At 66.2% G+C, this 13,672-nt stretch carries 18 protein-coding genes; 10 read left to right on the forward strand and 8 right to left on the reverse strand.

The features are described 5' to 3' along the window. Positions 1–42 precede the first annotated feature (42 nt). Complete coding sequence (locus ROSELON_RS06785; protein ID WP_025311668.1) at positions 43–369, reverse strand: AzlD domain-containing protein; 327 nt, start codon at positions 367–369, stop codon at positions 43–45. Next, positions 366–1,085 (reverse strand): AzlC family ABC transporter permease, encoded by a 720-nt coding sequence (locus ROSELON_RS06790; RefSeq protein ID WP_025311669.1) that lies wholly within the window; start codon positions 1,083–1,085, stop codon positions 366–368. The genes ROSELON_RS06785 and ROSELON_RS06790 overlap by 4 nt, the downstream gene beginning before the upstream one ends. A 177-nt stretch (positions 1,086–1,262) precedes the next feature. On the opposite strand from ROSELON_RS06790, the gene ROSELON_RS19040 reads away from it, so the two are divergent. Together ROSELON_RS19040 and ROSELON_RS06800 are read left to right on the forward strand one after the other, a co-directional pair. Beyond that, complete coding sequence (locus ROSELON_RS19040) at positions 1,263–2,615, forward strand: NTP transferase domain-containing protein (protein ID WP_342665333.1); 1,353 nt, start codon at positions 1,263–1,265, stop codon at positions 2,613–2,615. Continuing rightward, a complete protein-coding gene (locus tag ROSELON_RS06800; RefSeq protein ID WP_038650262.1) occupies positions 2,612–3,490 on the forward strand; it encodes a DMT family transporter in 879 nt (292 codons plus the stop codon). Before ROSELON_RS19040 ends, ROSELON_RS06800 begins: the two co-directional genes overlap by 4 nt. A gap of 3 nt (positions 3,491–3,493) precedes the next feature. Here ROSELON_RS06800 and ROSELON_RS06805 read toward each other — a convergent pair whose 3' ends face one another. Further along, on the reverse strand, positions 3,494–4,663 hold the full coding sequence (locus ROSELON_RS06805; RefSeq protein WP_025311671.1) for a MalY/PatB family protein: 1,170 nt from the start codon (positions 4,661–4,663) through the stop codon (positions 3,494–3,496). A 240-nt stretch (positions 4,664–4,903) separates the two neighbouring features. Between ROSELON_RS06805 and def (ROSELON_RS06810) the strand changes: the two genes are divergently transcribed. The 8 genes from def (ROSELON_RS06810) to ROSELON_RS06845 all read left to right on the forward strand — a co-directional run bounded on the left by def (ROSELON_RS06810) (position 4,904) and on the right by ROSELON_RS06845 (position 10,329). After that, positions 4,904–5,428: a peptide deformylase gene (gene def, locus ROSELON_RS06810; RefSeq protein ID WP_025311672.1), complete on the forward strand. Its 525-nt coding sequence runs from the start codon at positions 4,904–4,906 to the stop codon at positions 5,426–5,428. Beyond that, positions 5,428–5,886 carry a peptide deformylase gene (gene def / locus ROSELON_RS06815; protein ID WP_025311673.1) on the forward strand — a complete coding sequence of 153 codons (459 nt, stop codon included), beginning with the start codon at positions 5,428–5,430 and terminating at the stop codon, positions 5,884–5,886. Before def (ROSELON_RS06810) ends, def (ROSELON_RS06815) begins: the two co-directional genes overlap by 1 nt. After that, positions 5,883–6,377, forward strand: coding sequence for a peptide deformylase (gene def / locus ROSELON_RS06820; protein WP_025311674.1), 495 nt, complete (start codon positions 5,883–5,885; stop codon positions 6,375–6,377). Before def (ROSELON_RS06815) ends, def (ROSELON_RS06820) begins: the two co-directional genes overlap by 4 nt. Continuing rightward, on the forward strand, positions 6,377–7,300 hold the full coding sequence (fmt, locus tag ROSELON_RS06825) for a methionyl-tRNA formyltransferase (RefSeq protein WP_025311675.1): 924 nt from the start codon (positions 6,377–6,379) through the stop codon (positions 7,298–7,300). The genes def (ROSELON_RS06820) and fmt overlap by 1 nt, the downstream gene beginning before the upstream one ends. Before the next feature lies 1 nt (position 7,301). Further along, positions 7,302–7,574, forward strand: coding sequence for a hypothetical protein (locus tag ROSELON_RS06830; protein WP_025311676.1), 273 nt, complete (start codon positions 7,302–7,304; stop codon positions 7,572–7,574). A 133-nt stretch (positions 7,575–7,707) separates the two neighbouring features. Next, positions 7,708–8,667 (forward strand): L-malyl-CoA/beta-methylmalyl-CoA lyase, encoded by a 960-nt coding sequence (locus tag ROSELON_RS06835; protein ID WP_025311677.1) that lies wholly within the window; start codon positions 7,708–7,710, stop codon positions 8,665–8,667. Positions 8,668–8,830: 163 nt separating this feature from the next. After that, on the forward strand, positions 8,831–9,790 hold the full coding sequence (locus ROSELON_RS06840) for an acetyl-CoA carboxylase carboxyltransferase subunit alpha (RefSeq protein ID WP_025311678.1): 960 nt from the start codon (positions 8,831–8,833) through the stop codon (positions 9,788–9,790). 83 nt (positions 9,791–9,873) lie between these two features. Next, entirely contained in the window at positions 9,874–10,329 is a 456-nt protein-coding gene (locus ROSELON_RS06845) for a CIA30 family protein (RefSeq protein WP_025311679.1), read from the forward strand. Here the strand turns inward: ROSELON_RS06845 and ROSELON_RS06850 are convergent. Genes ROSELON_RS06850 through ROSELON_RS06870 form a run of 5 tightly spaced genes read right to left on the reverse strand, consistent with a single transcriptional unit; the run spans position 10,326 to position 13,447 of the window. Further along, entirely contained in the window at positions 10,326–10,550 is a 225-nt protein-coding gene (locus tag ROSELON_RS06850; RefSeq protein ID WP_156945881.1) for a hypothetical protein, read from the reverse strand. The genes ROSELON_RS06845 and ROSELON_RS06850 overlap by 4 nt on opposite strands. After that, positions 10,544–11,149: a pyridoxamine 5'-phosphate oxidase family protein gene (locus ROSELON_RS06855; RefSeq protein WP_025311681.1), complete on the reverse strand. Its 606-nt coding sequence runs from the start codon at positions 11,147–11,149 to the stop codon at positions 10,544–10,546. The genes ROSELON_RS06850 and ROSELON_RS06855 overlap by 7 nt, the downstream gene beginning before the upstream one ends. Beyond that, positions 11,146–11,874, reverse strand: a complete 729-nt coding sequence (locus ROSELON_RS06860; RefSeq protein WP_025311682.1) for a lysophospholipid acyltransferase family protein — start codon at positions 11,872–11,874, stop codon at positions 11,146–11,148. The genes ROSELON_RS06855 and ROSELON_RS06860 overlap by 4 nt, the downstream gene beginning before the upstream one ends. Further along, complete coding sequence (locus tag ROSELON_RS06865; protein WP_025311683.1) at positions 11,871–12,773, reverse strand: cell division protein FtsX; 903 nt, start codon at positions 12,771–12,773, stop codon at positions 11,871–11,873. The genes ROSELON_RS06860 and ROSELON_RS06865 overlap by 4 nt, the downstream gene beginning before the upstream one ends. After that, a complete protein-coding gene (locus tag ROSELON_RS06870; RefSeq protein ID WP_025311684.1) occupies positions 12,770–13,447 on the reverse strand; it encodes a cell division ATP-binding protein FtsE in 678 nt (225 codons plus the stop codon). Before ROSELON_RS06870 ends, ROSELON_RS06865 begins: the two co-directional genes overlap by 4 nt. Positions 13,448–13,672 lie beyond the last annotated feature (225 nt).

Genomic DNA, 13,672 nt, shown 5'->3' on the forward strand with positions numbered 1-13,672 from the left:
CCCCTCGCGCTCCCCCGAGCATATTTTAAGGATAAAGATGGGTCAGAAAAGCGCGCCGAGGCCGAGGAAGGCGACGATGCCGCTGACGATGGCCCAAAGTGGGCTTTTCAGGATGTAGCCGACGGCGATCGTGATCGCGGCCGCGCCCAGGCGCGTCGGGTCGGGTTGGCCCCCCGTGGCCTCGGGCCAGACGACAAGCGGCGCGACAAGGGCGGGCAGGATGGCCACGGGCGTGTAGCGCAGGTGACGCAGCAACCATTCGGGCAGGGGGCGGTCCCCGATCAGCCCGAGAAAGGAAAACCGGATCAGGAACGTGCCCGCCCCGAGCGCGGCGATGATCATCCAGATTTCGGCGTCGCTGAATGTCATTGGAAGGTCCCCGCGCGTGTCATGCGGCGTTCGACCTCGGCCCCGACGATCATGCCGCCCAGGCCGCCGACCAGCAGCCCGAGGTTCCAGGGCAAACCCGCGGCCAGAAGCGCGAGGATGACGGCGGCCAGAGCGGCGGCGACATGGGCCATGGTGCGCAGCCCCGGTGCGACCAGGGCGAGGAAGGTGATCGGAACGATGAAGTCGAGGCCCCAGTCCGAGGGAATGGCGCTTCCGGCGAGGATCCCGCCGAGCGAGGCGAGATACCAGAGCGGGACGATGGGCAGGCAGGCACCGAAGAAAAAGGCGATCTTTTCCGCAAGGGGCGCGGTGGGCTCATCCTCGTAGCGCTGGACGGCAAGGGCATAGGTCTGATCGACGGTCAGGTAGGCGATCAGGGCGCGTTTCCAGATCGGTGCGGCCCCCAGATGCGGCGCGAGCGAGGCGGAATACATCGCCATGCGCAGGTTGACGGCCAGCGCCGAGGCGACCGCGACAAAGGCAGGGGCGTTTTCCGTCATCAGTTGCAGGGCGGCGAATTGCGAGGCCCCGGCGATCACCAGAAAGGAGAACCCCATCACCTGCCACAGGTCGAGGCCGGCCTCGGTGCCGACCACGCCGAAAAGCGCGCCGAAGGGCACGACGACGATGGTGAAGGGCGCGGCATCGCGGGCGCCGCGCCAGAATGCGGCGCGGGGGGAATTGGCAGATGGCATGGCGTGGTCTACCCCTGTGTTTCCGGGCGGGGTAGACCGGCGCGGCGCGGGATGCAAACGCGCAATGGTGATGGGGGGAATGACGGGGTGTCATGGCGGCGGCGTTGAACGATGTGCCCGGTGTGATCCTGCGGGGGCGATGGGCGGCGGATCGGCGGGGACAAGCCGTTTGCCGACCTGGCGGGCCGCCCGCTGGTGGCGCATGTCGCCGCGCGTATGGCGGCGCAGTGTTCCGCGCTGGCGGTGAACGCGCCCCTTGCTGACCCGTTTCGCGCCGTGGGGCTGCCCGTGATCCCCGACGCCGTGCCGGGGCAGGGCCCCTTGGGCGGCATCCTCGCGGCGATGGACTGGGCCGCGGCCTGCGGCGCAGGGCGGGTCGTGACGGTGGCGGTCGACACGCCGTTCCTGCCGCCGGACCTTGTCGCCCGCTTGGCGCGCATCGACGCCCCGGCGGTGCTGGCCGAGGCGGCCGATGGGCTGCATCCGGTGGCGGGCCTGTGGTCCGTCGGGTTGCGGGACGATTTGCGCGCCGCCTTGGCGCAGAGCATGCGCAAGGTCCGGCTCTGGGCCGACAGCGTGGGCGCGCAAAGCGTGCTGTTCGAGGATGCGGAGGCGTTCTTCAACGTGAACACGCCCGAAGACCTGGCCAAGGCGGACATGATCCTGCAGGCCCGGACCGCGGCGTTCGACACCATCCTGGTGGTGGATTGGTCGGCGCGGGCCGCCCCCTCGCCCGCGAAACCCAGCAAGGACGCGATTCATATCGGCATGGCGCGGAACGGGCGGCTGGCCGGCAGCTACCATCGCACAAGGGCCCATGCGCTGCTCTGGTTGACCGGCCTTATGGATGCAGAGCTTCGGGCCGGGCGGCGGGTTCTTGTGGTTTTCGATTTTCCTTTCGCCTATCCGATGGGCTTTGGGCGGGCGGTCACAGGCTCGGACGATCCGCTGGCGCTGTGGGCGGAGTTGGCCCGGCGCATCGAGGATGACGACCGCAACGCGAACAATCGTTTTAATGTGGCCGCCGCGCTGAACAGCCTGTTCGAGGGTGACGGGCCGTTCTGGGGCCACCCCCAATCCCGGGCGGTGGCCGGCCTGCCGTTTCGCAAACCCGCCTATGCAGGTTTTGCCTTCGACGAACGCCGCCGGATCGAACACCGGGTGCCGCGCGCGAAATCCTGTTTTCAGCTGATGGGCGCAGGGTCGGTCGGGTCGCAGGCGCTGCTGGGCATCCCCAGGTTGCAGGCGTTGCGGGACCGCTATGGCGATGACCTGGCCGTCGCCCCGTTTCAAGAGGCGGATCGCCCGATCGTGCTGGCCGAGCTGTATCCGGGCCTGATCGATGGGGCGATCAAGTCGCAGATGCGCGACGGCGACATCCTCGATGCGGTGCAGGTCAGGTCGCTTGCGCGGGCCCTGTCGCGGCTGTCGCCCGCGCGGCTAAACGTCATGCTGGCCGAAGGGGACCCTGTCGAGGGGTGGATCCTTGGCCATGGGCATGAGGCTGAGTTGATCAGGGCACTGGCATGAGCCGGCACCATCCCCTTTTCGGTGTCGCGCTGGCGGCGGTCGGGGCCCTGATGCTGACCCCCGACACGCTGTTGATGCGGATGTCCGGTATGGACGGCCTGCAGATGCTGGGCTGGCGCGGTGTGCTGATGGGCGCGGTGATGCTGTCTGTCTGGGCCGTGTTGCGCCATGGGAAACGGCGTGCCGATATCGCGGCGCTGGCCAGTCTGGCGGGGCTGGGCGTTGTCCTGTCTCAGGCGGTGAACGGGGCCCTGTTCTCCATCGGGATCGCCATCGCGCCGGTCACGGTTGTTCTGCTTGGCGTGGCGACGGTGCCGGTTTTTGCCGCCGTTTTCTCGCGGTTGATGCTGGGCGAGCCGACCAGTCGCGCAACATGGGTGACCATCACCGCTGTTCTGGCCGGGATCGCGCTGGCCATTTTGGGAAAGCCCGATGCAAGCGCCCCGTGGGACGCGGCCAGCCTTTGGGGCGGTCTGATGGGGTTGGGTGTGGCGGCCTGCCTTGCCTTTTCCTTCGTGCTGATCCGGCGGGCGGGCGGATTGCCCATTCTGCCGGCCGTCGGGGGTGGCGCGTTGGTGGCAGGCGCGGTGGGGGTGGCCCTCACCGGGCCGGCGCAGATGGACCACGGCGCGGTCTGGGCGATTGCCATCACAGGCGTGCTGATCCTGCCAGCCGGGTTCTTTGCGCTGTCAGTCGCCGCGCGTCACACGGCGGCGGCGAACGTGTCGCTGCTGATGCTGCTGGAAACCGTGCTGGGGCCGCTGTGGGTCTGGCTGGGCTATGGCGAGGCCCCCACGCCGCTGATGCTGGCGGGCGGGGCCGTCGTCATCGGCAGCCTCGCCCTGTATCTGTTGCGTCAGCGCCGTGGCGCGTGACGTCTATTGAAGATCGCCGAAGGCGCGTTGCAGCCGTGAGACCGCATCCTCGATCACCGAGCGCGGCGCGGCAAGGTTGAAGCGCAGCCAACTGTCGCCGCCTTTGCCAAAGGTCGGCCCGTGGTTCGCGGCAATCCCGGCCTGTTTCTCGACACGGGCGGTGAATTCCTCGCGCGCCATGCCGGTGCCCGAGAAATCGACCCAGGACAGGTAAGTGGATTGCAGCGGCATCGAGGTGACGCCGGGAATGTCCGCGATCCCGGCATCGAACACCTGGGCATTCGTGGCGACATAGCGCATCAACTCGTCCACCCAGGCCGCGCCCTCGGGCGAGTAGGCGGCGGTAACCATGTGCAGGCCGAAACTGTTGGGGGACATGCCAAGGGCCATCATCCGTGCGCCGAAGCGGGCGCGCAGGTCGGGATCGGCAATGATCACGTTGCCGACATGGGCGCCGGCGATGTTGAAGGTCTTGGTGGCGGCCGTCATCATCACCAGCCGGTCGGCCAGACCATCGATTTTCGCCATCGGGATATGCGACTGCCCCGGCATCACCAGATCATGGTGAATCTCGTCGGACACGACGATCAGGTCATGGCGGCGCGCGAACTCGGCCACGCCCTCGAGCTCTTCGCGGGTCCAGACGCGGCCACCGGGATTATGGGGCGAGCAGAAGACCAGCATCTTTTCGTTGCCGGTCATCTGGGCGTCGAATGCCTCGAAATCGAGGCGGTAGATGCCATCCTCGATCGCCATCTCCAATTCGCGCAGGTCGCGGTTCGAGGCGCGGATCACCTTGGCGAAGGCGTGATAGACGGGCGTGAACAAAACCACCCCTTCGCCCTCGTTCGTGAAGGCGTCGAGGCACATGGACGTGCCGTTCACCAGCCCATGGGTGGTAAAGATCCACTCGGGGTTCACCATCCAGCCGTGGCGATGGTCCATCCACCACTGGATCGCAGCATTGTAGGCGCTGTCGTCGCCGAAATAGCCATAGATCCCGTGATCGAGCATCGCACGCACGGCGTCCTGCACGCAGTTTGGCGGGCGGAAATCCATGTCGGCGACCCACATGGCCAGCCCGGTGTCGGGGGAAACACCATAAATGGACTCCATGGCATCCCATTTGACGCAATGCGTGCCGCGTCGGTCGATGATCTCGTCGAAACTCATGTCTGTGCCCTGCAACCGGTTTTGTTCGTCTTTTCGTCAAGAACCAGAATGATGGTTCCAAATCAATCCCAAAAAATGGAACATATGTCCTAGTTATTCCCGATGATAGGGATATTTCGCCACGCATGCGCAACCAGCCACCAAGGGGATCGCAAGATTTCTCCCGTCTTGCCCGCGCAAGGTCAAGTTGCCTGCCGGGCCCGAGTTGCGAGCGCGGCCCGGATCGCTTATTTGAACGGCATGATAAGACCCATCCTGATCCATCCCGACCCGCGTCTGAAAAAGGTGGTCGCGCCCGTTCCCGACCTTTCGGACGATTTGCGGGTGCTGGCCGATGACATGCTGGAAACCATGTATGCGGCGCCCGGTATCGGCCTGGCCGCGCCGCAGATCGGCGTGATGAACCGCCTGATCGTGCTGGACTGCGCCAAGGACGAAGGGGGCACGTCCCGTCCTGTCGCCATGTTCAACCCCGAGGTCGTCGCACAGTCGGACGAGATGAATGTCTACGAGGAAGGCTGCCTGTCAATTCCCGAGATATTTGCCGATGTCGAGCGCCCCGCCGAGGTGACGGTCGCCTGGATGGACCGCGACGGGAACGCACAGCGCGAAACCTTCGACGGGCTGTGGGCAACCTGTGTGCAACACGAGATCGACCATCTGAACGGCAAGCTGTTCATCGATTACCTCAAGCCGCTCAAGCGTCAGATGATCACCCGCAAAATGGTCAAGCTCAAGAAAGAGCGCGCGCGGGAAGCCGGCTGATGGCGGTGCGCCCGGTCGTCCTTGCCCCCGACCCGGTGGTGTCGCGGCGCTGCGCGGCGGTCGAGCGGTTCGACGGAGCCTTGGGCGAGTTGGCGATGGACCTTCTGCAAACGCTTTATGCGGCCGAGGGTCGCGGCCTTGCCGCGCCGCAGATCGGTGTGTCGGCGCGCATCTTCGTCACTGACACGACGTGGAAGGCGGGAAAGCCGAGCCCCACGGTCTTCGTGAACCCCGAGATCGTTGCCGCGTCCGAGAACACGGCGATCTACGAGGAACGCTGCCTGTCGATCCCCGACCGTGCCGTGCGCGTCACGCGGCCCGCATGGGTGGACCTGCGCTGGTGCGCTCTGTCGGGCGAGGTCCGTCAGGCGCGGTTTGACGGGTTCGACGCCGTCTGCGTCCAGCACGAGCGTGACCACCTCGATGGCATCCTCATCACCGAGGCCGCCGCGCCATGACCGCACGCCCCTGTATTCCGTGGCCTGACAAACGCCTGCGCACCCCGGCCGAGCCCGTGGCCGAGGTCACCGACGAGATCCGCGGCATCTGGGACGACATGATCGACACGATGGAGGCGGTGCCGGGCGTTGGCCTTGCCGCGCCGCAGATCGGCGTGATGCTGCGCCTTGCCGTGGTCGATGCCAGCGACGAACGCGGCTTTGCCGTGCGGCTGGCCAACCCCGAAATCGTTGCATCGGGCCCCGGCACCCGCCCCCATGACGAGGGCAGCCCGAACCTGCCGGGGGTGCATGCCCGCATTGTTCGGCCTGACCCTGTGGTCGTCGCCTTCACCGATCATCATGGCCTGCGCGTCCGGCGCGAGTTCACGGGCCTGTGGGCCACCTCGGTTCAGCATCAGATCGATCACCTGAACGGGCGCATGTATTTCGACAACCTGTCCAAGGTAAAGCGTGACATGCTGCTGCGCAAAGCAAGGAAAGCCACCTGATGCGCCTGATCTTCATGGGCACGCCCGAGTTCTCGGTTCCCGTCCTCGAGGCGCTCGTGGCCGAGGGGCACGAGGTGGCCTGTGTCTATTCCCAACCGCCCCGGCCCGCGGGACGCGGCAAGAAAGATCGCAAAAGCCCCGTGCATGTCGCGGCCGAGGCGCATAACCTGCCGGTGCGCCACCCCAAAAGCCTGCGCAACGACGCGGCGCAGGCGGATTTTGCCGCCCTGCAGGCGGATGTTGCCGTGGTGGTCGCCTACGGGCTGATCCTGCCGCAGCCCGTGCTCGATGCGCCACTGCATGGCTGCTTGAACATCCATGCCAGTCTGCTGCCGCGCTGGCGCGGGGCAGCGCCGATCCAGCGCGCGATCATGGCGGGTGATGCGGAAACCGGCGTTTGCATCATGCAGATGGAGGCGGGTCTGGACACGGGCCCGGTCCTGTTGCGCCGGGCCATCCCCATCCACCCCGAGGAAACCGCCGCCGCGTTGCATGACCGCCTCTCGGTCCTGGGGGCCGAGGCCATTGTCGACGCGCTGCGTCGTCTTCCCGATCTGTCGCCCAAGATGCAGTCCGATGAGGGCGTGACCTATGCCGAAAAGATCGACAAGGCCGAGGCGCGTGTCGACTGGACCGAGCCAGCCGAGGCGATCGATCGCAAGATCCGCGGCCTCTCGCCTTTTCCGGGCGCCTGGACCATGATCGCGGGCACGCGGGTGAAACTGCTGGGGTCGCGAATGGCAGCGGGTGCGGGCAGGCCGGGCGAGGTGCTGGACGGCTTGACCGTCGCCTGCGGCCGGGGTGCGGTCGAGATCACGCGCGTGCAGCCCCAAGGCAAGCCGCCCATGGCGACCGCCGACTGGCTGCGCGGCGCAAGGCTCAGCCCCGGCACGATGCTGGGCACAGAGGAAGGGACAGCCTGACATGATCCTGTTTTCGTTCTTCGGGTCGCTGATGCTGGCCGGTATCGTGGCGTACCTGTTCGAGAAATGGGGCTGGACGCATAATGGCATCGTGCCATCCATCCTGATCGCCTTTGGCGCCGTTCTGGTCCTGTACTTTCTCAGGTCGCTGTTTCACCTGAGTTTTGGTTCCCCGGGCATCGACGCGATCCTCGGCGCAAGCGCGGCGCTGATCCTGATCCCGACCGAGGCGGCGCAACGCCGCCGGACGCGAAAGCGCGATCGCCGGCGCTAGGGCGGGCGGGTCCCCGGGGTGGCCATGCCGCACGGGTTTGCGGCAGTGCAGCACTTGCGCTTGCTTGCGCAGCATTCTATCCCTCGGCCCGAATTGTACGAAATATACTGTCGCATACATCCCAGGAGCTGCCATGAGCTTTCGCATTCAGCCGCAACCCGTCGCCCGCCCAAACCGCTGCCAGTTGTTCGGCCCCGGCTCGCGCCCTGCGATCTTCGAGAAGATGGCCGGCTCGGACGCGGATGTGATCAACCTCGACCTCGAAGATTCGGTCGCCCCCGATGACAAGACCGAGGCCCGCAAGAACGTCATCGCGGCCATCGGCGATGTGGATTGGGGCAGCAAGACGCTGAGCGTTCGGATCAACGGGCTCGACAGCCCGTACTGGTATCGCGACGTGGTCGACCTGCTGGAACAGGCCAGCGAGCGCCTTGACCAGATCATGATCCCCAAGGTGGGCAACGCATCCGACATCTACGCCGTCGACGCGCTCGTGTCGTCGATCGAGGCCGCCAAGGGGCGGGGCAAAGCCATCGGGTTCGAGGTCATCATCGAATCGGCCGCCGGCATCGCCCATGTCGAGGACATCGCCGCCGCCAGCCCCCGCCTGCACGCCATGAGCCTGGGCGCCGCCGATTTCGCGGCGTCGATGGGGATGCAGACCACGGGCATCGGCGGCACGCAGGAAAACTACTACATGCACCACGAGGGACAGCGCCATTACAGCGATCCGTGGCACTGGGCGCAGGCCGCCATAGTCGCCGCTTGCCGCACGCATGGGGTTCTGCCGGTCGACGGCCCGTTCGGCGATTTCTCGGATGATGAGGGCTTCCGCGCACAGGCTCGCCGCTCGGCCACGCTGGGCATGGTCGGCAAATGGGCGATCCACCCCAAGCAGGTGACGCTGGCCAACGAGGTCTTCACCCCGTCCGAGGACGCCGTGGCCGAGGCACGCGAAATCCTGGAAGCTATGGAAAAGGCCAAGGCCGAAGGCGCCGGCGCAACCGTCTACAAGGGACGTCTGGTCGATATCGCCTCGATCAAGCAGGCCGAGGTGATCGTCAAGCAGGCCGAGATGATCGCCGCCAGCTGACGGGAAGATTGTTCACGAACAATCTTCGGCGCCGAAAAACCTTCTGGAAGGTTTTTCGATGGTGCACATCAGATCCGGGTCGCGGCCCTTGCCGCGGCTTGTTGCATCCGGGCGGCACCCCGGCCATATACCGCAGGACGCAACGGAACGGGTGAACGCCGCCATGCACTATCTCGACTTCGAAAAACCGCTGGCCGAGCTTGAGGGCAAGGCCGAGGAATTGCGCGCCCTGGCGCGCCGCAACGAAGAGGCGAATGTCGAGGACGAGGCCGCCGCGCTGGACAAGAAGGCGGCCGACATGCTGGTCGATCTGTACAAGAACCTGACCCCCTGGCGGAAATGCCAGGTGGCCCGTCACCCCGAACGGCCCCATTGCGAGGCCTATATCAAGGCCTTGTTCACCGAGTATACGCCGCTGGCCGGCGATCGGAACTTTGCCGACGATCATGCGGTCATGGGGGGGCTGGCGCGATTCGACGATCAGCCCGTCATCGTCATTGGCCATGAAAAGGGCCATGACACCAAGACCCGGATCGAGCGCAATTTCGGCATGGCCCGCCCCGAGGGGTATCGCAAGGCGGTGCGCCTGATGGACATGGCCGATCGCTTTGGCCTGCCGGTCATCACCCTGGTCGACACGCCCGGGGCTTATCCCGGCAAGGGGGCCGAGGAACGCGGCCAGTCCGAGGCGATTGCCCGCTCGACCGAGAAATGCCTGCAAGTCGGTGTGCCGGTGATTTCCATCATCATCGGTGAGGGCGGGTCCGGCGGGGCCGTGGCCTTTGCCACCGCCGACCGACTGGCGATGCTGGAACACTCGGTCTATTCGGTCATTTCGCCCGAGGGTTGCGCCTCGATCCTTTGGAAGGACGCCGAAAAGATGCGAGAGGCCGCCGAGGCCCTGCGCCTGACGGCGCAGGATCTGCACAAGCTGGGCGTTTGCGACCTGGTCATCAAGGAGCCTTTGGGCGGTGCCCAACGCGATACCGAGGCCACCATCACAGAGGTCGGCAAATCCATCCGCGCGATGCTGGCCCAACTCAAGGACGCGACACGCGACGAGTTGATCGCGTCGCGGCGGCGCAAATACCTCGACATGGGGTCCAAGGGGCTGGCGGCGTGATTTCGCGCCGCGCGCTTCTCGCCGCGCTACCTGCCAGCCTGTTGGCCTTGCCTCGGGACGCGCATGCGTTACAGCTTGGCACCATGACCCCGGTTGCAGATCTCGACTGGTCCTACCTTGCCGATACCGTCATGGGCGGTGTCTCGCAGGGGCAGGCGCGTATGGAGGGCGGCGCGATCCGCCTGACAGGCACCGTATCGACCGAAAACAGGGGCGGGTTCATCCAGACGCGAACGGCCCTTCCCGACGGTTTGCCCGCGGGCACCACGGCGCTGCGCCTGCGCGTGCGGGGCAATGGCGAGCGCTATTTCATTCATCTGCGCACAACCCGCACCCGCCTGCCCTGGCAATATTTTCAGGCGGGCTTTCCGACGACGGCGACATGGTCCGAGGTGACCCTGCCCTTGTCCGGGTTCGAGCCCTCCGGCCGCTTGATGCGCAGCCGTATCGCCCCCGAGGAGGTGCGCTCGATCGGGCTTGTCGCCTATGGCCGCGACCATGAGGCGGATGTTTCGCTGTCCGAGATCGGTGCGGCCTAGCCCGCAGACCTGATCCACGCGCCAATGGTGAAGCTGGCCGCCGAGGCCGTCAGCAGGATCAACCCGATATAGAGCGCGCCGATCCCTTCGCGGCATATGCGGCCGCCCTCGGCGCAGTCGTAAAGGTTCCCGGTCAGGGCATAGCCGGCGAGAACGGCCAAGAGGGCCAGAAAGACGACCGCCGCGCCAAAGAACACCCGGCTCAGGATCCGCGTTACCACATCCGCTCCTTTGCCTGTTCTGGATAGGTCCGGTCGTAGGTTTCGGCGTCAAAGCCTGCGTCCATCTGGCGGGTCATCTGACCGGCCGTGGGCACCCGCGCGCTTTCGTCACCGCGCGCCCAAAGGTCCGAGCGCATCAGCGCCTTGGCACACTGATAGTAGACCTCGTCCACCGTCACGACGATCACGCTCCGCGGATGTTTGCCCCTTTGCAGAAAGCTGCCGGTCATGTGCGGGTCGGCGGTCAGCCGGGCGGTGCCATTGATGCGCATCACATTGTCGGAGCCCGGGACCATGAACATCAGGCTGACGCGCCCGTCGCGCACGATATTGCGCAGGCTGTCGATGCGGTTGTTGCCGCGCCAGTCGGGCAGGGCGAGGGTGCGTGCATCCAGCACGCGCACCACGGGCCCGTCATCGCCCCGCGGGCTGGCGTCGGTGCCTTCGGGGCCGACGGTGGCCAGAACACAGAACCGCGCGGCCTCGATCCATTTGCGGTAAAGCGGCGTCAGATGATCGGCGACCTTGGTCAGGGACGCGCGCACGACATCGGCGTCATAGACGGCGTCGAGCTGCGCAATCGTGTCGATGAACCTCATGCCGCGTCCCGCTGAAAGCCGGCCTCTGCCATCAGCGCCGTCGAGGCGGTTTCAACCTCGTCCCGCAGGCGCGCCATGAACTGCTCGGTTGGCAGACCCGGCTCGATCCGTGGCAGGAACTCGACCACCGCCAGCCCCGGCTTGCGATAGAGTCCGTGGCGTGGCCAGAAGACGCCGACATTGGTGGCGACCGGCACACAGGGCTGGTCCAACTCGCGATAGAGCACCCCACTGCCGATCTTGTAGGGCACATCCACGCCGGGGGCGACGCGGGTGCCCTGTGGGTAGATGATCAGTTGCCCGGGCTCCTGCTTTCCCGATTTCACCCCCTCCATCATCTGCTGTATCGCCTGGGCGCGTTTGCCCCGGTTCACCGGCACGCAGCCGATGCGCAGCGCGTATTGCCCGAGGATCGGGGCATAGATCAACTCGCGTTTCATGATGAATTTACCGCGCGGGATGGCGTTGTAGATCAGGATGATATCCAGAAAGGACTGATGCTTGGCGGCGATCAGAACCTCGTCCGTGGGCGGGGTGCCCCGCACCTCGGAGCGCAGGTTCACCATCCAGCCCGCTGTCCAGATCACCCAGCGGCAATAGGCATGGCAGGCGGCATGGGCCCCCGCCCGGCTGGCCAAGGCCCAGGGCAGATAGAGGATCGCGATGATCGGCATCGCGGCATACATCTGCAGGATGAACAATAGCGATCGCGCCCACTGGATCATTTCAGGCCCCTCAAGGTACGGAAGGCCGCGACGCGCGTCGCGGCGAATGCGGTGATGGCCGCCAGGATCGGGATCGTCAGCGGCCAAAGCCATTGGCGTCCGGCAAAGCCAAGGCCGGTCAGAAAGCTGTCGCTGTCCCCCGCGCCGGGCAACAGCACCACGGCCAATACGCCCAAGGCGGTGCCCACTGCAGCGCCCGTCAAGGCCCGCAAGGTGAAGCGGCGCACGAATGCCCGCGCGATATAGGCATCGCGCGCCCCTACCAGCCTTGTGACGCGGATCACCTGTTCGTTCGCGGCCAGCGCCGATTGCGCGGCCAGCGTCACCATCGCCCCGGTCGCGCCAAGGATCAGGATCAGCGAGATCCCCCCCAACAGGCGCAGGCGCCCCGCCGCTTCGACCAGGGGCCGCCGCCAGCGCGTGTGATCGTCCAGAACGGCGCCCGGTGCCTCGGCCGCCAGCCGTTGGCGCAACCCGTCGGCGTCATAACCCTGGGCGGTTTCGGTCACTTCGATCAGGCGCGGGATGGGCAAATCCTCGACCGGCAGTTCCGGGCCGAACCAGGGGGCCAGCAACGCCTGTTGTTCCTCGTCCGTCAGGGCGCGGGCCGAGTCGACGCCGGGCGTTTGCTGCAGAACGGTCAGCACCGCCCAGGTCTGCGCTTCGACTTCGGCGGCCGGGGCCGAAAGCCGTATGGTCGAGGTGCGCGCCAAGGCATCCGACCAGCGATCGGCCAGCCGGCCCGAGGCCATGGACAGCGCCATCGCGAACACCGCCAGAAACGCCATCGCCGCCGAGGTTGCGAGCGACAGCCGCGCGGCCTGTCCCGTTCGGGGAACCACCCGATCGGCCTGCGCATCGCCCCGCATCAGGGCCACAAGGTCGCTCAGGATGCTCATAGGTCCGCCCCCGCAACCGAGATGCGCCCACTCTGCAGGCGCAGCACACGGGCCTGAACCTGGCTTTTCGCCGCGCGGATCAGCGGCAGATCGTGGGTGGCGATCACCACCGTCTTGCCCATGCGGTTCAACTCGACAAGCAGTTGCAGCAGCCGCAGCGACATGTCCCAATCGACATTGCCCGTGGGCTCGTCGGCCAGGATGACGTCGGGATCCATGATGATCGCGCGGGCCAGGGCGGCGCGTTGCCTCTCGCCGCCCGACAGTTCCGGGGGCAGCGCATGGGCACGCGATTTCAGACCGACCCACGAGATCAACTCGGACAGGTTGGCGGCCTGATCGGGCGTGGCGCGCCCCGCGACGGTCAAGGGCAGGGCGATATTCTCGGCTGTCGGCAAATGGTCGAGAAACTGGCAATCCTGATGGACGACGCCGATCCGGCGGCGCAGATCGGCCACGTCATCGCGAGCCAGGGCCGCCGCGTCCTGACCCAGAAGGGTGACATGGCCCGCCGTTGGCAGCAGTTCGGCATAGCAGAGCTTGAGGAACGTTGTCTTGCCCGCGCCCGACGGCCCGGTCAGAAAGTGAAAGGACCCCCGCGGCAATTGCAGCGACAGCCCCTCGAGCAAGGGTTCGTTGCCATAGCCATAGGCGGCCTCGTCCATTTCGATCACGGTTTGCCCCCGCTTCTGTCCGCCCCTGTCTTGCAACTAATGAGGCGGCGTTGCAATCGCAGGGGCCTCTGTCGGTGGGCAGGGTCCGCCGCGTGGGGGTGGTGCAAGACCGAAAAAGCTGTCTGAAAAGGGATGCTTGGAAAGCGCGGGGGGCGTTGATACAAGTTGTCAACAGGCTGGTTGCGGCACGGACCGGGACCCGCAGCGCTGACAGAGAAAGCTTGG

Origin of the sequence: Roseibacterium elongatum DSM 19469, assembly GCF_000590925.1 — a bacterium.
In the GTDB taxonomy this organism is placed as follows: Bacteria; Pseudomonadota; Alphaproteobacteria; order Rhodobacterales; family Rhodobacteraceae; genus Roseibacterium; species Roseibacterium elongatum.